The 17,671-nt window shown below is 72.8% G+C and carries 13 protein-coding genes; 10 read left to right on the plus strand and 3 right to left on the minus strand.

Annotated elements, in window-relative coordinates; translation table 11 throughout:
• The first annotated feature begins 64 nt into the window (after nucleotides 1-64).
• The 5 genes from ACWGKT_RS07840 to ACWGKT_RS07860 all read left to right on the plus strand — a co-directional run bounded on the left by ACWGKT_RS07840 (nucleotide 65) and on the right by ACWGKT_RS07860 (nucleotide 10,424).
• Nucleotides 65-3,586, plus strand: coding sequence for an ATP-dependent helicase (locus tag ACWGKT_RS07840; protein WP_453272910.1), 3,522 nt, complete (start codon nucleotides 65-67; stop codon nucleotides 3,584-3,586).
• Nucleotides 3,587-3,686: 100 nt separating this feature from the next.
• Nucleotides 3,687-7,172: a UvrD-helicase domain-containing protein gene (locus ACWGKT_RS07845; RefSeq protein WP_453272911.1), complete on the plus strand. Its 3,486-nt coding sequence runs from the start codon at nucleotides 3,687-3,689 to the stop codon at nucleotides 7,170-7,172.
• Nucleotides 7,173-7,282: 110 nt separating this feature from the next.
• A complete protein-coding gene (locus ACWGKT_RS07850) occupies nucleotides 7,283-8,686 on the plus strand; it encodes a dipeptidase (protein ID WP_453272912.1) in 1,404 nt (467 codons plus the stop codon).
• A gap of 156 nt (nucleotides 8,687-8,842) precedes the next feature.
• On the plus strand, nucleotides 8,843-9,787 hold the full coding sequence (gene nudC / locus ACWGKT_RS07855; protein ID WP_356148168.1) for an NAD(+) diphosphatase: 945 nt from the start codon (nucleotides 8,843-8,845) through the stop codon (nucleotides 9,785-9,787).
• Nucleotides 9,788-9,797: 10 nt separating this feature from the next.
• Entirely contained in the window at nucleotides 9,798-10,424 is a 627-nt protein-coding gene (locus ACWGKT_RS07860) for a class I SAM-dependent methyltransferase (RefSeq protein ID WP_453272913.1), read from the plus strand.
• 135 nt (nucleotides 10,425-10,559) lie between these two features.
• Here the strand turns inward: ACWGKT_RS07860 and ACWGKT_RS07865 are convergent, their stop codons facing one another.
• Nucleotides 10,560-10,802: a mycoredoxin gene (locus ACWGKT_RS07865; RefSeq protein ID WP_356148173.1), complete on the minus strand. Its 243-nt coding sequence runs from the start codon at nucleotides 10,800-10,802 to the stop codon at nucleotides 10,560-10,562.
• Nucleotides 10,803-11,017: 215 nt separating this feature from the next.
• Here ACWGKT_RS07865 and ACWGKT_RS07870 point away from each other — a divergent pair, with 215 nt between their 5' ends.
• The 5 genes from ACWGKT_RS07870 to ACWGKT_RS07890 all read left to right on the plus strand — a co-directional run bounded on the left by ACWGKT_RS07870 (nucleotide 11,018) and on the right by ACWGKT_RS07890 (nucleotide 14,914).
• Nucleotides 11,018-13,216 (plus strand): ATP-dependent DNA helicase UvrD2, encoded by a 2,199-nt coding sequence (locus ACWGKT_RS07870; protein WP_453272914.1) that lies wholly within the window; start codon nucleotides 11,018-11,020, stop codon nucleotides 13,214-13,216.
• Nucleotides 13,217-13,380: 164 nt separating this feature from the next.
• Entirely contained in the window at nucleotides 13,381-13,698 is a 318-nt protein-coding gene (locus tag ACWGKT_RS07875) for a hypothetical protein (RefSeq protein ID WP_453272915.1), read from the plus strand.
• A gap of 175 nt (nucleotides 13,699-13,873) precedes the next feature.
• Entirely contained in the window at nucleotides 13,874-14,242 is a 369-nt protein-coding gene (locus ACWGKT_RS07880; protein WP_019072119.1) for a WhiB family transcriptional regulator, read from the plus strand.
• Entirely contained in the window at nucleotides 14,239-14,562 is a 324-nt protein-coding gene (locus ACWGKT_RS07885; RefSeq protein ID WP_356148182.1) for a hypothetical protein, read from the plus strand. Before ACWGKT_RS07880 ends, ACWGKT_RS07885 begins: the two co-directional genes overlap by 4 nt.
• 136 nt (nucleotides 14,563-14,698) lie before the next feature.
• The gene (locus ACWGKT_RS07890) at nucleotides 14,699-14,914 is read left to right on the plus strand and encodes a hypothetical protein (RefSeq protein ID WP_356148185.1); all 216 of its coding nucleotides are present in this window, start codon (nucleotides 14,699-14,701) and stop codon (nucleotides 14,912-14,914) included.
• Between the two features lie 7 nt (nucleotides 14,915-14,921).
• Here ACWGKT_RS07890 and ACWGKT_RS07895 read toward each other — a convergent pair whose 3' ends face one another.
• Nucleotides 14,922-16,286, minus strand: coding sequence for an ABC1 kinase family protein (locus ACWGKT_RS07895; protein ID WP_453272916.1), 1,365 nt, complete (start codon nucleotides 16,284-16,286; stop codon nucleotides 14,922-14,924).
• Nucleotides 16,279-17,493 (minus strand): TOMM precursor leader peptide-binding protein, encoded by a 1,215-nt coding sequence (locus ACWGKT_RS07900; protein WP_453272917.1) that lies wholly within the window; start codon nucleotides 17,491-17,493, stop codon nucleotides 16,279-16,281. Before ACWGKT_RS07900 ends, ACWGKT_RS07895 begins: the two co-directional genes overlap by 8 nt.
• Nucleotides 17,494-17,671: the final 178 nt, after the last annotated feature.

The raw sequence follows: 17,671 nt of genomic DNA on the forward strand, positions 1-17,671 counted from the left end.
CGGCCACCGCCCCGCACGCGCGGCGGCCTGCCAACCAGCACAGACACCAGGACCGGCGAACCACGTGAGCTCCTCTTCCTCCACCAGGCGCCTGTCGCACCCCCAGGTGCGACAGGGGAACCGTGGCGCTTACCGACTGGTGCGTACCCCGCCGACCGAACAGGATCCCCCTCGACTGGACGCGGCGCAGCGCGCCGTGGTTGACCACCGGGCCGGTCCGCTGCTCGTGCTCGCGGGTCCCGGCACGGGCAAGACCACCACGCTGGTCGAGTCCGTGGCGGCACGGATCGAGCGAGGTGGGGACCCAGCGAGGATCCTCGTCCTGACGTTCAGCCGCAAGGCCGCCGTCGAACTGCGCGACCGCATGGCCCTGCGCATGGGGGCGGCCCGCGCGCCCCGGGCGACCACCTTCCACTCGTACTGCTACGCGCTGGTCCGCGCCCATCAGGACAACGACCTGTTCGTGGAGCCGTTGCGTCTGCTCTCCGGCCCCGAGCAGGACGTCACCGTCCGTGAGCTGCTCGCGGGGCAGCCGGAACTGGAGCGGCTCGGCCTCCAGCACGTGCGCTGGCCGGACGAGCTGCGTGCCTGCCTGACCACCCGGGGCTTCGCCGACGAGGTCCGCGCCGTCCTCGCCCGCAGCCGTGAACTGGGCCTCGGCCCCGGCGCCCTGGACGCCTTCGCGCGCCGCACAGGCCGCCCCGACTGGCGGGCCGCGGCCGCCTTCCTCGCCGAGTACCTGGACGTGCTCGACATGCAGGGCGTGCTCGATTACGCGGAACTCGTCCACCGCGCCGTGCTGTTGGCCCGCCGCCCCGAGGTCGCGGCCCGGCTCGCCACCCAGTACGACGCCGTGTACGTCGACGAGTACCAGGACACCGACCCCGCCCAGGTGCGCCTGCTGCACGCGCTGGCCGGCGGCGGCCGCACCCTGGTCGCCTTCGGCGACCCCGACCAGTCGATCTACGCGTTCCGGGGCGCCGACGTGAACGGCATCCTGGAATTCCCGGCGGCCTTCCCGCGCGCGGACGGCCGCCCGGCCCCCGTCGAAGTGCTGCGGACCTCCCGCCGCTCCGCCTCCGGGCTGCTGACCGCGACCCGCCTGCTGACCCAGCGCATGCCGCTGACCCGCCTGCCGGCCGACAAGGTCCGCGCCCATCGCGAGCTCGCCGCGGTACGGGACGGCGGCCGCGTCGAGGTCTACACGTACCCGACGTCCGGTACGGAACTCGACAACATCGCCGACATCCTGCGCAGAGCGCACCTCGAGGACGGGGTCGCCTGGAGCGACATGGCCGTCCTGGTGCGCGCCGGCTCCCGCTCCATCCCGACGGTCCGCCGCGCCCTCACGGCGGCCGGCGTTCCCCTGGACATCGACGGCGACGACCTCCCCCTGCGCCACGAGCCGGCGGTGGCACCCCTGCTGACGGCACTCAGGGCGGTGGCCATGGCGGAGGCCGCGGATCGGTCTCAGGGTGCGGCTGATCGGTCCGGGGATGCCGCGGGCCGGTCTGAGGGTGCGGTGGATCGGTCCGGGGATGCCGCGGGCCGGTCTGAGGGTGCGGTGGATCGGTCCGGGGATGCCGCGGGCCGGTCTGAGGGTGCGGTGGATCGGTCCGAGGATGCCGCGGACCGGCCTCAGGACGTCGCGGACTTGCCTCAGGGGCCGGCGGACCGGCCCGAGGACATCGCGGATCGGCCCGAGGACGTCTGCTGGCTCGACACCGAGACCGCCCTGACGCTGCTCGCCTCTCCGCTCGCCGGCATGGACACGTCCGACCTGCGCCGTCTCGGGCGGGCGTTGCGCGAGGAGGAGCGGGCGGGCGGCAACCCGGTGCCGCCGCCCTCGGACGAACTGCTCGCGCGGGCCCTCGCCGAGCCGGAACGCCTGGTCGCGCACGACCCGGCGTACGCCCGGGGAGCCCAGCGCCTCGGCGCGCTGCTCAGGAAGGCCCGGCAGCGCCTGGCCGACGGCGGAACCGCCGAGGAGGCGCTGTGGGACCTGTGGGAGGGCACACCGTGGCCCGGACGTCTGGAGCGGGCCGCCCGGCGTGGCGGCGCGGCCGGCCGTAACGCCGACCGTGACCTGGACGCCGTGTGCGCGCTGTTCGCGACCTCCGCGCGCGCGGAGGAGCGCACCGGTGGCCGGGGCGCCCTGAACTTCCTGGAGGAGATCGAGGCCGAGGACATCGCCGCCGACACGCTCACCCGGCGTGCCGTACGCCCCGACGCCGTCCGCCTGATGACCGCGCACCGCGCCAAGGGCCTTCAGTGGCGCCTGGTCGTCGTCGCCGGCGTCCAAGAGGGACTGTGGCCGGACCTGCGCCGCCGCGGCTCCCTGCTGGAGGCCGACCGCATCGGCCGCGACGGACTCGCCGAACCGCTCACCCCGGGCGCGCTGCTGGCCGAGGAGCGCCGCCTGTTCTACGTCGCCGCCACGCGCGCGCGTGAACGCCTCGTCGTCACCGCGGTGAAGGCACCCGCCGACGACGGCGACCAGCCCTCCCGGTTCCTCACGGAACTCGGCGTCGAGGCCCAGGACGTCACGGGCCGCCCGCGTCGCCCGCTGTCCGTGGCCGCGCTCGTCGCCGAACTGCGCGCCACCACCGTCGACCCGCGCGTCTCGGGCACCCTGCGGGAGGCCGCCGCCCGCCGACTGGCCCGGCTCGCCGCGCTCGCCGACGAGGAGGGCCGCCCGCTGGTCCCCTCGGCGCACCCCTACCGCTGGTGGGGCATGTTCGAGCCGACCGAGAGCAAGGTGCCGCTGCGCAACCGCGACCAGCCCGTCGTGCTGTCCGGCAGCGCCCTGGACCAGCTCGCCAACACCTGCTCCCTGCAGTGGTTCCTGGGCCGCGAGGTGAAGGCCGACGCGCCCGCCACCGCCGCCCAGGGCTTCGGCAACGTCGTGCACGTCCTCGCCGACGAGGTGGCCTCCGGCCGCACCCCCGCCGACCTCGCCGTCCTCATGGAGCGCCTGGAGTCGGTGTGGAACGCGCTCGCCTTCGACGCGCCCTGGAAGTCGACGCAGGAGAAGCAGAACGCGCGCGTGGCGCTCGAACGGTTCCTGAAGTGGCATGTCCTGGAGCGCACCGGGCGTACACCGGTGGCCAGCGAGCACGACTTCGACGTCACCCTCGAAGCGGGCGACTACGAAGTGCGCATCCGCGGCCAGCTGGACCGTGTCGAGGCGGACGGCGAGGGACGCGCGTACGTCGTCGACTTCAAGACCGGCAAGCAGGCACCCAGCGCCGCGGAGGTGGCCCGCCATCCCCAGCTCGCCGTCTACCAGCTCGCCGTCCGCGAGGGCGCCGTCGACGACGCCTTCGACGGCGTACGCCCCGAGTCGGGCGGTGCCGAACTGGTGCACCTCAGGCAGGGCGCCGCCCAGCGGAACGGCGGCGAGACGCTGCCCAAGGTGCAGGCGCAGCAGCCGCTGGAGGGGGAGTGGGCCGGCGAGCTGCTGGCCACCGCCGCCGGGAAGGTCCTCGACGAGCGGTTCACGCCGACCGCGGGGCAGCACTGCGCGCACTGCGCGTTCCGGGCGTCGTGCAGCGCGCGGCCGGAGGGGCGTCACGTGGTCGAGTGACGCGCGTGACGCATCGCACCACAGGCGCTGACCTGCGCTTCCTCCCGCCCGACGGGCAATCTGGCCGCCACTGTCAGTGCCCGCCGCTAGCCTCTGCGACATGCCCGCCCGTATCACCGACCCCGAGCAGCTCAAGGAGCTCCTCGGCATCCCGTTCACCCCGGAGCAGACGGCCTGCATCACCGCACCGCCCGCCCCGCAGGTGATCGTGGCCGGAGCCGGATCGGGCAAGACCACGGTGATGGCGGCCCGCGTGGTGTGGCTGGTCGGCACCGGACAGGTCGCCCCCGAACAGGTCCTCGGACTGACCTTCACCAACAAGGCCGCGGGCGAACTCGCCGAACGCGTCCGCAAGGCCCTGATCAAGGCCGGCGTCACCGACCCCGATGTCATCGACCCGGACAACCCGCCGGGCGAGCCGGTGATCTCCACGTACCACGCCTTCGCCGGCCGCCTCCTGACCGACCACGGCCTGCGCCTCGGCCTGGAGCCCACGTCCCGGCTGCTCGCCGACGCCACCCGCTACCAGCTCGCCGCGCGCGTGCTGCGCGAGGCGCCCGGCCCGTATCCGGCCCTGACCCGCTCCTTCGCCGACCTGGTCAGCGACCTGCTCACCCTCGACTCCGAGCTCGCCGAACACCTCGTGCGCCCCGAGGACCTGCGCGCCTGGGACGCCGGCCTGCTGCGCGACCTGGACGGCACCAGACTCACCAACGCCGACCTGCGCAAGGTCCCCGAGACGGCCGCCGCCCGCCGCCAACTCGCCGAGCTCGTCCTGCGCTACCGCTCCGCCAAGCGCGAGCGCGACCTGCTCGACTTCGGCGACCAGATCGCCCTGTCCGCGGCCCTCGCCGGCATCGCCGAGGTCGGCCGCGTCCTGCGTGACGAGTTTCGCGTCGTGCTCCTCGACGAGTACCAGGACACCTCGGTCGCCCAGCGCGTCCTGCTGGCGGGCCTGTTCGGCGCCGGGACGGGCCACCCGGTGACCGCCGTCGGCGACCCCTGCCAGGCGATCTACGGCTGGCGCGGCGCCTCCGTCGCCAACCTCGACGACTTCCCCGAGCACTTCGCGCACGCCGACGGCCGACCCGCCACCCGCCAGGCCCTCAGCGAGAACCGCCGCAGCGGCGGCCGCCTCCTCGACCTCGCCAACGGCCTCGCCGAACCGCTGCGCGCCATGCACGCGGGCGTGGAGGCCCTCCGCCCGGCCCCCGGCGCCGAACGCGACGGCATGGTCCGCTGCGCCCTGCTGAGCACCCACGCCGAGGAGATCGACTGGATCGCCGACTCCATCGCCCACCTCGTGCGCACCGGGAAGGCACCCGCCGAGATCGCCGTCCTGTGCCGTACGGCCACCGACTTCGCCGAGATCCAGGGCGCCCTCGTCGCCCGGGACATCCCCGTCGAGGTGGTCGGGCTCTCCGGGCTGCTGCACCTGCCCGAGGTCGCCGACCTCGTCGCCGTCTGCGAGGTCCTCCAGGACCCGGGCGCCAACGCGTCCCTGGTGCGCCTGCTGAGCGGCCCGCGCTGGCGCATCGGCCCGCGCGACCTCGCCCTGCTGGGCCGGCGCGCCCGGCTGCTCGTGGCCCACGCGCGCGTGGGCGCCGACGACGACCCCGACCGGCGGCTCGCCGAAGCGGTGGAGGGCGTCGACCCGTCCGAGGTGATCTCGCTCGCGGACGCCCTCGACACGTTCCTGGAGACGCCGCTGGGCGGCACCGAGGGCGACGTCGACGACGGACTGCCGTTCTCCCCCGACGCGCGCGTGCGCTTCGCCCGCCTGGCCACCGAACTGCGCGATCTGCGCCGTTCGCTGGCCGACCCGCTGATGGACGTCCTGCACCGCGTCCTGGCCGTCACCGGCCTGGAGGTGGAGCTGTCGGCGTCCCCGCACGCCCTGGCCGCCCGCCGCCGCGAGACCCTGTCGAACTTCCTGGACATCGCCGCCTCCTTCGCCGCGAACGACGGGGAGGCCACCCTGCTGGCCTTCCTCGGCTTCCTGCGCACCGCCGCCCAGTACGAGAAGGGCCTCGACAACGCCCTCCCCGGCGGCGAGAACACCGTCAAGGTGCTCACCGCGCACAAGTCCAAGGGCCTGGAATGGGACGTCGTCGCCGTCCCCGGCCTGGTCACGGGCACCTTCCCCAGCACCCAGGGCCGCGAGAAGTGGACCTCCCAGGCCAAGGTGCTGCCGCACGCCCTGCGCGGCGACGCCGCCACCCTGCCCGACATCGAGGCCTGGGACTCCCGCGGCATGAAGGCCTTCCACGAGGCCATGAAGGAGCACCAGCACACCGAGGAACTCCGCCTCGGCTACGTCACCTTCACCCGCCCCCGCTCCCTGCTCCTCGGCTCCGGCCACTGGTGGGGCCCCGCCCAGAAGAAGCCCCGCGGACCGTCCGACTTCCTGCTGGCTCTGCACGACCACTGCGCCGCCGGGTACGGCGAGATCGAGGCCTGGGCGGACGAGCCCGGGGAGGACGAGGAGAACCCGGCCCTGCACCAGGCGTCCGCCGAACAGGCCTGGCCGCTGCCCCTGGACACCGCCGCCCTGGCCCGCCGCCGCGCGGCCGCCGAGACCGTCCTCGCCCACCTGGACGCCCTCGCCTCCCACGAGGACGACCACCCGGCGGCCGGCCACGACCCCGACACCTTCGACGACCCGGACTGGCCCGCACCGCCGGACGAGGACGAGGCGCTCCCGGGGGACGGCGACCCGTTCTTCGGCCCGGCCCGCGACGAGGACGAGGACTTCCCCGACGAGGACGCCGACGACTGGGACTCCTGGAGCACCGACCGCCCGACCGTCCCGCACCAGGCGGCCGCCCCGACCGTGCGCGCCCACGCCCGCCCGCACCCCACCGATCCGGAGCGCGAGCCCCTGACGCCCGAGGAGGCCCGCACCATCGCCTCCTGGGACCGCGACCTCGACGCGCTCACCGGAGAGCTCCTGCGCACCCGGCAGAGCGTCACGGACGTACCCCTGCCGACCTCGCTCACCGCCACCCAGCTGCTGCGCCTCGCCGCCGACCCGGACGGGCTGGCGCAGGAACTCGCGCGCCCCCTGCCGCACCCTCCGCAACCCGCCGCACGTCGAGGCACCCGGTTCCACGCCTGGGTGGAGACCCGCTTCGAAGCGCTGACGCTCCCCATGCTGGAGCCGGACGAGCTGCCCGGCCGCGAGGCCGAGATCGCCGACGAGCGCGACCTCGACGCCCTGAAGGAGGCCTTCGAACGCACCGAGTACGCGCACCGCACGCCCTACCGCGTCGAGGTCCCCTTCCAGCTCGCCCTCGCCGGCCGCGTCGTACGGGGCCGTATCGACGCCGTCTACAAGAACGGCGACGGGGACGGGGCGACGTACGAGATCCTCGACTGGAAGACCAGTCGCGGTCGCGCCGCCGATCCGCTCCAGCTCGCGATCTACCGGCTCGGCTGGGCCGAGCAGCAGGGCGTGCCGCCGGAGTCGGTCACGGCCGCCTTCCTGTACGTCCGCAGCGGCGAGGTGGTACGGCCCGTCGACCTTCCCGACCGGCCGGCCCTGGAGAGACTGCTCACCGGAGAAGGAGAAGCGGGACCGGGGTGACCGGGGCACTCGTGCGACCCCTGACAGGGGGCCATACCTGATAGCCCGGGGAAGCGGAGTGTGACGAACGCCCGACGAGGATGTCGGCGCGGGCCGATAGGCTCGTGACCATGAGCCAGACCCCGGACAGCGCCGTCCGCGCGTACATCGAGCAGCACCGCGCCGCCTTCCTCGACGACCTCGCCGCATGGCTGCGCATCCCCTCGGTGTCCGCCCAGCCCGACCACGCGCCCGACGTGCGGCGCAGCGCCGACTGGCTCGCCGCCAAACTCCGGGAGACCGGCTTCCCGACCGCCGAGGTCTGGGAGACTCCGGGCGCCCCCGCCGTCTTCGCGGAGTGGCCCGCCGACGACCCCGAGGCCCCCACCGTCCTCGTCTACGGCCACCACGACGTCCAGCCCGCCGCCCGCGAGGACGGCTGGGACAGCGAGCCCTTCGAGCCCGTCGTCCGCGGGAACCGCCTCTACGCGCGCGGGGCGGCCGACGACAAGGGCCAGGTGTTCTTCCACACACTCGGCGTCCGCGCCCACCTCGCCGCCACCGGCCGCGGCGCCCCGGCCGTCCACCTGAAGCTGCTCATCGAGGGCGAGGAGGAGTCCGGCTCCCCGCATTTCAGGGCCCTCGTCGAAGAGCGCGCCGCCCGGCTGACCGCCGACGGCGTGATCGTCTCCGACACCGGCATGTGGTCCGAGGACACCCCCACCGTGTGCACCGGCATGCGCGGCCTCGCCGAGTGCGAGATCCGGCTGTACGGTCCGGACCAGGACATCCACTCCGGCTCGTTCGGCGGCGCCGTGCCCAACCCCGCGACCGCCGTCGCCCGCCTCGTCGCCGCCCTGCACGACGAGCACGCGCGCGTGGCGATCCCCGGCTTCTACGACGACATCGTCGAGCTCACCGACCGCGAGCGCGAGCTCTTCGCCGAACTGCCCTTCGACGAGCGGCAGTGGCTGCGCACCGCCAAGTCCCGCGCCACCCACGGCGAGGCCGGACACACCACCCTGGAGCGCGTCTGGGCCCGCCCCACCGCCGAGGTCAACGGCATCGGCGGCGGCTACCAGGGCGCCGGCAGCAAGACGATCATCCCGTCGTCGGCGATGGTGAAGCTCTCCTTCCGGCTGGTCGCCGGACAGGACCCCGACCACATCGAGAAGGCCGTCCGCTCCTGGGCCGCCGAACAGGTGCCCGCCGGGATCCGTCAGGAGATCACGTTCGGCTCGGCCACGCGCCCGTGCCTGACCCCGCTCGACCACCCCGCACTCCAATCGGTCGCCCGCGCCATGGGTCGCGCCTTCGAGGGCCCGGTCCGCTTCACCCGCGAGGGTGGATCCGGACCGGCCGCCGATCTCCAGGAGGTCCTCGGCGCGCCCGTCCTCTTCCTGGGCATCTCCGTCCCCTCAGACGGCTGGCACGCCCCGAACGAGAAGGTCGAGCTCGACCTCCTCCTCAAGGGCGTCGAGACCAGCGCGTACCTGTGGGGCGACCTCGCGGAGAACTGGCGCCATGCGCCCTGACGAATCCGGGATGTCCGGAACGGCATCGCGCGCGGGGCACACTGGAGGGACCGCCCCGCATGCCGCACACGCGCCGGGCCCGGTTCCCTCCCGCCCTACCTCCTGCTGAACCGCCCGCCGAAACGAACCGTTGTACTGGGGGAGTTGGAAGCACCCGTGACCACCTGGACCGACCACACCGCCGACCGACCCATCTCGCTCACCGCCCCGAGCGGCATCGACCGCGCCGCCCACCACCGGCTCGACGAGGCCTGGCTCGCGGCGGCATGGAGCCACCCCACGACCCGCTGCTTCGTGGTCTCCGGCGGCCAGGTCCTCATCGACGAGACGTCGGACGGCCGGACCGAACTCGTCATGACGCCCTCCTTCGAGGCCCCCCTCACCGAGGCGCACCGCTACTTCCTGGGCACCGACGCGGACGGCGTCAGCTACTTCGCGCTCCAGAAGGACGCCCTGCCCGGTCGCATCGACCAGTCCGCCCGCCCGGCGGGCCTGCGCGAGGCCGGCCTGCTGCTGTCGCCGCGTGACGCGGGGCTGATGGTGCACGCGGTCGGCCTGGAGAACTGGCAGCGCACCCACCGCTTCTGCTCGCGCTGCGGCGAGCGCACGGTCATCGCCGCGGCCGGTCATATCCGCCGCTGCCCGGCCTGCGGCGCCGAGCACTACCCGCGCACCGACCCCGCCGTGATCATGGCCGTGACGGACGAGGACGACCGCATCCTGCTGGGCCGCCAGGTCCACTGGCCGGAGGGCCGCTTCTCGACGCTCGCCGGCTTCGTCGAGCCCGGCGAGTCCATCGAGCAGGCGGTGCGCCGCGAGGTCTACGAGGAGGCGGGCATCACCGTCGGCCAGGTCGAGTACGTCGCCAGTCAGCCCTGGCCGTTCCCGTCCAGCCTCATGCTGGGCTTCATGGCCCGCGCCACCTCGACCGACATCAACGTCGACGGCGACGAGATCAGCGAGGCCCGCTGGTTCTCCCGCGAAGAACTGCGCGTCGCGTTCGAGACCGAGGAGGTCCTGCCTCCGTACGGCATCTCGATCGCGGCCCGGCTGATCGAGCTCTGGTACGGCAAGCCGCTGCCCACCCGGAGCTTCGTCTGAGTACGGCCCGATGACGGCCGACCCGTACTGGAACCACAACGTCCACTACCACCCCGTGGTGCTCGCCGCCGTCCCCGACGGCTGCCGTACCGCCTTGGACGTCGGCTGCGGCGACGGCCTGCTCGCCCGCAAGCTCGCGGCCAGGGCAGAGACGGTGACCGGCGTGGACCGCTCGGTGGAGATGATCCGGCTCGCCCGCGAGACGGCGAGCGGGAACGCCACCTTCCTGGAAGCGGACTACCTCGGCGAGGCGGCGCTGAAAGGCGGCACGGCGCTGAAAGAGGGCGGATACGACTTCGTCAGCGCCGTTGCCGTCGTCCACCACACCCGGTTCGAGGACGCGGTCGCCCGCCTCACGGCGTTGCTCGCCCCCGGCGGCCGACTGGTGATCGTCGGCCTGGCCCGCGACCGGACCGTGCTGGACTTGATGATCAGCGTCTGCGCCCTGCTGCCGAACCGGCTGCGCGGGCTACTGCGCGGCGGCGAGGGAGGCCCGGCCGACGTTCCTGTTGAGGACCCGGCCATGCCGTGGGGAGAGGTCCGGCGGGCCGCACTCCGCCTGCTCCCTGGATGCCGGTACCGGCGTCGGCTGCTGTGGCGGTACACGGTGGTGTGGGACAAACCGCCGGTGCGGTGAGGCACGCCGTGCCCGAGGCGGGACGAACCGCGGAAGACCGGCGGGGACGAACCCCAAAGAGAGGCAACCGCAGAAAAAAGGTGGCCCCCGACCGAAGTCGGGGACCACCTCGTGCAAGCCCGAGTCGGCGTCCGCCTACGCGCCGATCTTCTGCTTCACCTGGGCCAGCGAAGGGTTCGTGAGCGTCGAGCCGTCGGCGAAGAGGACGGTCGGGACCGTCTGGTTTCCGCCATTCGCCTTCTCCACGAACGCCGCGGAGGCCGGGTCCTGCTCGATGTTGATCTCGGTGTACGCGATGCCCTCGCGGTCCATCTGGCTCTTCAGCCGGCGGCAGTAGCCGCACCACGTGGTGCTGTACATCGTCACAGTGCCCTGCATCTCGCTCGCGCTCCTTAGGCAGCTCGGGAAGCTCGTCCAGGGGAGGAACATATGCGATCCGGCCGCCATTCCCACCCGGGGTATCCGGCGGCACGTGACCCGCGCCGCACGGGCGGCACACGGCCGACGTGACGCCTGCCGTATTAGTACGACTGCAAGGGCCTCCCTGTGGACAACCGGCACAGCCGTCTCCGGCGACCTGGCAGCATGGCCGTGTGACAGCAGCAACGCACTCCCCTCTCTTCCCGCGGGTACCGGACTCGGCCGACGCGGTGCTCGAAGGGCTCGACCCCGAGCAGCGCGAGGTGGCCACCGCCCTGCACGGGCCGGTGTGCGTGCTGGCGGGGGCGGGCACGGGCAAGACGCGGGCGATCACCCACCGCATCGCCTACGGCGTGCGCGCCGGGATACTCCAGCCCTCCAGCGTGCTCGCCGTCACCTTCACCAACCGCGCCGCCGGCGAGATGCGCGGCCGTCTCCGCCAGCTCGGAGCGCAGGGCGTCCAGGCCCGTACGTTCCACTCCGCCGCGCTGCGTCAGCTCCAGTACTTCTGGCCGAAAGCGATCGGTGGCTCCATGCCCCGGCTCGTCGACCGCAAGATCCAGCTCGTCGCGGACGCGGCCGCAGCCTGTGGCACCCGACTCGACCGCAACGAGCTGCGTGACGTCACCGGCGAGATCGAGTGGTCGAAGGTCACCCAGACCGTCCCCGCCGACTACACGCTCGCCGCCAAGCGGGCCGGCCGCGAGGCCCCTCGCGACCCGGTGGAGATCGCCCACCTCTACGCGGCCTACGAAGACCTCAAACGCGACCGGAACGTCATCGACTTCGAGGACGTCCTGCTGCTGACCGTCGCCGTCCTCCAGGACCGGCACGACATCGCCGAGCAGGTCCGCTCCCAGTACCAGCACTTCGTCGTCGACGAGTACCAGGACGTCAGCCCGCTCCAGCAGCGCCTGCTGGACCTGTGGCTCGGTGAGCGGAACAACCTGTGCGTCGTCGGCGACGCCAGCCAGACGATCTACTCGTTCACGGGAGCGACCCCCGACCACCTCCTCGACTTCCGCACCCGCCACCCCGGCGCGACGGTCGTCAAACTCGTCCGCGACTACCGCTCGACGCCCCAGGTCGTCCACCTCGCGAACGGTCTGCTCGCCCAGGCCCGCGGCCGCGCCGCCGACCACCGCCTGGAACTGCTCTCCCAGCGGGCCCCGGGCCCCGAACCCGTCTACAGCGAGTACACCGACGAACCCGCCGAGGCCGAAGGAGCCGCCCGCCGGATCCGCGAGCTCATCGACGCCGGCGTCCCCGCCGCCGAGATCGCCGTCCTGTTCCGCACGAACTCCCAGTCCGAGACCTACGAACAGGCCCTCGCCGACGTGGGCGTCCCCTACCAGCTGCGCGGCGCCGAGCGGTTCTTCGACCGGCCCGAGGTGCGCAAGGCCGGCGTCGCCCTGCGCGGCGCGGCTCGCTTCGGCGGCAACGACTCCCTCCTCGACGACGCCGTCACCCTGCCCTCCCAGGTGCGCGCGGTCCTGTCGGGGGAGGGCTGGACCACCGAGCCGCCGGCCGGCTCCGGCGCCGTCAGAGAGCGCTGGGAATCCCTGGCCGCCCTGGTCGGCCTCGCCCACGACTTCGCGGCCGCCCGACCCGACGCCACCCTCGGGGACTTCGTCGCCGAGCTCGACGAACGCGCCAACGCCCAGCACGCCCCCACCATTCAGGGCGTCACGCTCGCCTCCCTGCACTCGGCCAAGGGTCTGGAATGGGACGTCGTCTTCCTGGTCGGCGTCGCCGAGGGCATGATGCCGATCACCTACGCGAAGACCGACGAACAGGTCGAGGAGGAACGCCGGCTCCTCTATGTCGGCGTGACCCGCGCCAGAGAACGGCTCCATGTCTCCTGGGCTCTGGCTCGATCGCCCGGCGGCCGCCCCAACCGCCGCCCCAGCCGGTTCCTCGACGGCCTGCGCCCCGGCTCCACCGCCACCGTCGGCCGCGCCGCCGCGGGTGCTTCCGGGGGTGTCGAGCGAGGCTTCGTGAGTGAGGCCCCGGCCGCCGTCCCACGACGCGGCCGGCGTACCCCCGCACGCTGCCGCGTCTGCGGCCGCACCCTCACCGACGCGGGTGAGATGAAGTTGATGCGCTGTGAGGAGTGCCCCTCCGACATGGACGAGGGGCTGTACGAGCGGTTGCGCGACTGGCGTGCGGAGCGGGCCCGGCGAAGCGGCCAGCCCGACTTCTGTGTCTTCACCGACAAGACGCTGATGGCCATCGCCGAGGCCGTGCCCGACGATGTCGGCGAACTGGCCCGCATCCCGGGCGTCCGCGCGCGTAAACTCACCCTGTACGGGGCCGATGTGCTGGCCCTTTGCGCGGGCCGGGAGGCCGGGGGAGACGACGAGCGGGACTGATACGAACTCGTCGAAAAAATAGTTTGCGCATGCCCCAGCAATCCCCATAGGTTCTAGGCACGAGAACAGCGGCCTTCTCGGAGGCCCTGATTCCGTGTTGTACTTGCATACCCGAACGGACTGGCTCACCCCAGTCCCAGAGACGCCGAGAGGAGGCGAGTCCAGTGATCAGCATCAACACCAGCACCATCAGCACGGCCAAACTGACCGATCGCTCGACCGTCTCCCTGTGCATGCTCGGCGCCTCGACCCTGGGCACCGGTCTGTCCGGCATTCGTGCCGAGCGTCCGGCGTCCTCCGTTTCTCTCGCGGGTCTTCCCGTCAGTGAGCGGAATGAGCGACCGACCAAGGCACTGGAAGCAGTAGTGGCACAGGCCCATGCCTATGCCTTTGCGGCCGGTGCCGGATTCCGGAAGCAGACAAAGCAGCACGACCTGATGTGGGCCTTCCGTGGGCCAGAACCCTGGAGTGATCCAGCCTGATCGACGATCAGGCCGGCGCCTTCAGGGCCGCGGAACCCCACCCGGGATCCGCGGCCCTTCTGTTTGTCCAAGAACTCGGACGACGGAACGAAGGAGCCTCGGGACAAGAAAAGAACCCGGTACCTAGCCGACACCCGGTCAACAGGCCGGACCGACCAGACGAGGAAGACGAACCGTGCAACTCGAAGCGCACGCCCCGTCCGTACCGCCTTCCGAAACGATCCCCCCGCCCGGCCTCACGGAGGACTCCACCTTGACCCCGCTCACCGCGCTCACCGCGCTCGACGACGCCATCGAGAACCTCGGCGTACCCGTCCCCTGCCGTTCCTACGACCCGGAGGTCTTCTTCGCCGAGTCGCCGGCGGACGTCGAGTACGCCAAGTCCCTCTGCCGCACCTGTCCGCTGATCGAGGCCTGCCTCGCCGGCGCCAAGGAGCGGCGTGAGCCCTGGGGCGTCTGGGGTGGCGAGCTGTTCGTGCAGGGCGTCGTCGTCGCCCGGAAGCGGCCGCGTGGTCGCCCGCGCAAGAACCCGGTCACGGCATGAACACCGCAGGAACGATCGATCGCCCCCTCACGCACGACCCCAAGAAGCAGGCCCCGATGAAGCCGTCCACCAGCGAGCCCACTGTCTCCGCGACCCCAGACTTCACCACCACCGGCGCGACCGACACGCGCCAGACGAGGACCCGAGAGATGCAACTCATCCCAGAAGCCCTGGCTCGTGCGCATATGCACGAGCGGCTGCATGAGGCCGAGCGGGAACGCCGGGCCGTGCGCCTGGCCACCGCTCGCCGGATGCAGCGCCGGGCGGAGCGCGCCTCGATGCGCGCCCGCCGTGCGCTCGCCATGGCGGTCATGCAGTAGCCGATCACACCTGAAGCGGTGGCCTCCCGGTCTCGGGAGGCGAAAACTCCCCACGGGGGCCGGTCCGTCCGAACGGACCGGCCCCCGCGGTGCGTTGTGACCGCCCAACCGCGGCCCGCGGAGTTATCGTCGCCTGGTGACGAGTCTTTCCGGAGACAGTGACCACGGCGGCCCCGGCGCGGAGCCGCAGCACTCCCTCGTGTGCGCCCGCTGCGGTGCCCCCGCCGACGGTCCCCCGCCCACCACCTGGACCTGTTCCGTGGAGAACGGCGTCCGTCAGTACTTCTGCGACCGCTGCTCGCGGGAGAACCTCAGATCCATCGAGGGTCGGTTGGACTCGGCCTGGTGGTGAGGCAGCCTCACGCCTCCGCGACCGAATCCTCCGCGTCCTCCTCCGGCACGAACCCCGGCAGCCACTCCTCCAGCTCCTCGCGCAGCCGCACCGTCGCTCCCAGCTGGCACAGGACGCCGATCGTGCTCAGGGTCACGCGATGGATCAGGAGGTACGCGGGCGGCAGGTTGAGCCGCTTGCCCAGCTGGTAGGCGGGGGAGCGGGGATCGGCCACGCGGCCCGCCTGGGTGCGCATCCAGCCGCGGGTGAAGGTGAAGTCGTCCGCCTGGGCCGGTTCGATGATCGGCAGGAGATAGTCGAGGACCGCGTCCGGGTCCAGCTCTATGGACTCCTTGACGAAGCCCTCGGCGCACAGCAGCTGGTAGACCGCCTCGGCGTCGCCGTCCAGGGTCATGCGCAGGGACTCGCCGATCGGCGTCGGCAGGCCTCCGGGGAGGCGGTCGACGGTGCCGAAGTCGAGGACGCCCAGGCGCCACTCGCCCTCGCCGTCCGGGTCGGCGGGGAGCAGGCGGAAGTTGCCCGGGTGCGGGTCGGCGTGCAGCAGACCGGTGCGGGCCGGGCCGGAGAACAGGAAACGGGCCAGGAGCTGGCCGGCGCGGTCGCGCTGCTCGGTGGTGCCGTCGGAGATGACCTCGGAGAGCGGGATTCCGTCGATCCACTCGGTGACCAGCACCTGGTCGCACTGGTGCACCACCGCCGGGACGACCACGTCGGGATCGTCCGTGAACTCCTCCGCGTGCACCTGCTGGGCCTGCGCCTCCAGGCCGTAGTCCAGCTCCTCGGAGACGCGGTCGCGCAGCTCGGCGATCAGCGGCTTGATGTCCATGCCCGGGATCAGCGGACCCAACAGGCGGGCGAACCGGCTCAGTTGGTTCAGGTCGGACAGGAGGGCCTCGCCCGCTCCCGGGTACTGCACCTTGACCGCCACCTCGCGACCGTCGTGCCACACGCCCCGGTGCACCTGCCCGATCGAGGCCGCCGCGGCGGGCTTGTCCTCGAACTCCAGGAACAGCTCCCGCCAGTCCGCGCCCAGCCGCTCCGCGAGCACGGTGTGCACGGTGCGGGTCGGCATCGGGGGCGCTGCGTCCTGCAGCTTGGTCAGGGCCGCCCGGTAGGGGCCGGCGACCTCCTCGGGCAGCGCCGACTCGAAGACGGACAGGGCTTGCCCGAACTTCATCGCACCGCCCTTCAGCTCCCCGAGGACCTTGAACAACTGCTCGGCCGTGCGCTGTTGCAACTCGCGGCCGACGATCTCCGCGGACTCGCCCACGATCCGCTTGCCCAGCCCCCAGGTCGCCCGGCCGGCGAAGCCGAGCGGGAGCGCGGCGAGCTTGGCGGTCCGGGTGACCGCCTTCCGGGGAAGATCAGACATGCGCCCTCCAAGTCCCAGCCGGCCGTGCCGCGTCCGCCGTGCGTGGTCGCTGCGTCGACGGCCGTTGCCCCGCCATTGTCTCGTGTGCCGCCCCGTCCGTTGAGGAGTGTTCCCTGTTTCCTTTCTCCGCAGCTGCGCAGGGGCATGCCGGATGTGGCCGGACAGGCCGCGCGTGCCAGTGGAGAGTGGGCAGGGACACCTCCCAACGGTTTCCCGCGCTGGACGGCGTCTGCCCGTCCAGGAAGGCGAGCGCGTGCGCGGCCGCGAGCCCGGCGACCACCGTCGCCAGTGTCACGTCACACGCTCCCACCTGCCGTGCTCTGCCGGAGCGCCACTGCGCGATCAGGCGGGGCCAGGCCGGGTCCCGGTCGGTGCGGTCCTGGTGCAGACAGCCGGCGCAGCCGGTGCCGCCCGGTAGGACGAGGGGACCGACGATGCCCGTTCCCTCCACCACGCCCGCGTAGAGGTGGGGCGTACCGGAGGCCATGAGCGGTTCGGCGGCGGCCGGGTCGGGTGCGTGCACGACGACGTCGTCCCTCGGGGCGAGGATCACCAGCGAGAAGCCGGGGTCACCGGTGACGGGTGGTGCGGAAGGGGTGCGGCGCGGTGGGCGGCCGGGCGCCGCCCGGCGGGCCGCCCGGCGTGCGGCCTCGTCGCGGCGCTCGCCGATCGACTCGGCGGGCGGCCCGCCCGGTGTCACGTCCCAGGGCTCGACGTGGCCGACGTCCCGCACGTCGACCTCGCCGACCCCCGCGGCCGCCAGGAGCGAGGCCAGTGCGGCACCGACCCGGCCCGCGCCTCTGATCTGCACGCGCAGGGAGCGGCGGGCCGCCAGGCGGCCGATCGCGTCGCCGGGCTCGGAGGTGATCAGGGAGAGCGACGCGAGGTCGGGGCGCAGCCGGTCGAGCACCTCCTTGTTCTGTCGCAGGACGTCGGCCGCCGTGCCCCCTCCCCGTGCGTCGTCGAGCAGCCCCGCCCGTGACAGCCGCCCCACGAGCGCGTCCACCTGGCCGTCCGGCAGGTCCATGCGGCGTCCCTCCTCGCGCAGGAGCGGAAGCCCGCGGGTGCCGTTGAGCAGCTCCAGGAAGCTGCCCGTAGCCGTGTCCATCGGACCGAGGGTCAACGCGTGTGCCGGAGTCATCCCGAACTGCACGGTGTTGAGGTCGCGCCAGCCGCGCCGGAGCGCGGGTTTCACCATCGGATGCATGTCAGGCCCCCGTAGCCTCAGAAAAGTCCCGGAACATCCTGGTTCATCAGTGGAGTGCGTCGGAGGAACCGGTAACGCTCCGCCGACGACTGCCAGCATGCCCGGCGAGGCGCGCGGCCGCCGAAAGTTATCCACAGGCGGTGGGTATCGGTCGTATAAATCAAACGCATGGCGGGGG

The sequence above is a fragment of the Streptomyces sp. NPDC054794 genome (assembly GCF_053611585.1).

Coding starts and splice junctions, on each gene's coding strand:
- ACWGKT_RS07845 (WP_453272911.1), top strand. CDS start 3,687: ATGCCCGCCCGTATCACCGACCCCGAGCAGCTCAAGGAGCTCCTCGGC.
- ACWGKT_RS07850 (WP_453272912.1), top strand. CDS start 7,283: ATGAGCCAGACCCCGGACAGCGCCGTCCGCGCGTACATCGAGCAGCAC.
- ACWGKT_RS07860 (WP_453272913.1), top strand. CDS start 9,798: ATGACGGCCGACCCGTACTGGAACCACAACGTCCACTACCACCCCGTG.
- ACWGKT_RS07865 (WP_356148173.1), bottom strand. CDS start 10,802: ATGCAGGGCACTGTGACGATGTACAGCACCACGTGGTGCGGCTACTGC.
- ACWGKT_RS07885 (WP_356148182.1), top strand. CDS start 14,239: ATGAACACCGCAGGAACGATCGATCGCCCCCTCACGCACGACCCCAAG.
- ACWGKT_RS07895 (WP_453272916.1), bottom strand. CDS start 16,286: ATGTCTGATCTTCCCCGGAAGGCGGTCACCCGGACCGCCAAGCTCGCC.
- ACWGKT_RS07900 (WP_453272917.1), bottom strand. CDS start 17,493: ATGCATCCGATGGTGAAACCCGCGCTCCGGCGCGGCTGGCGCGACCTC.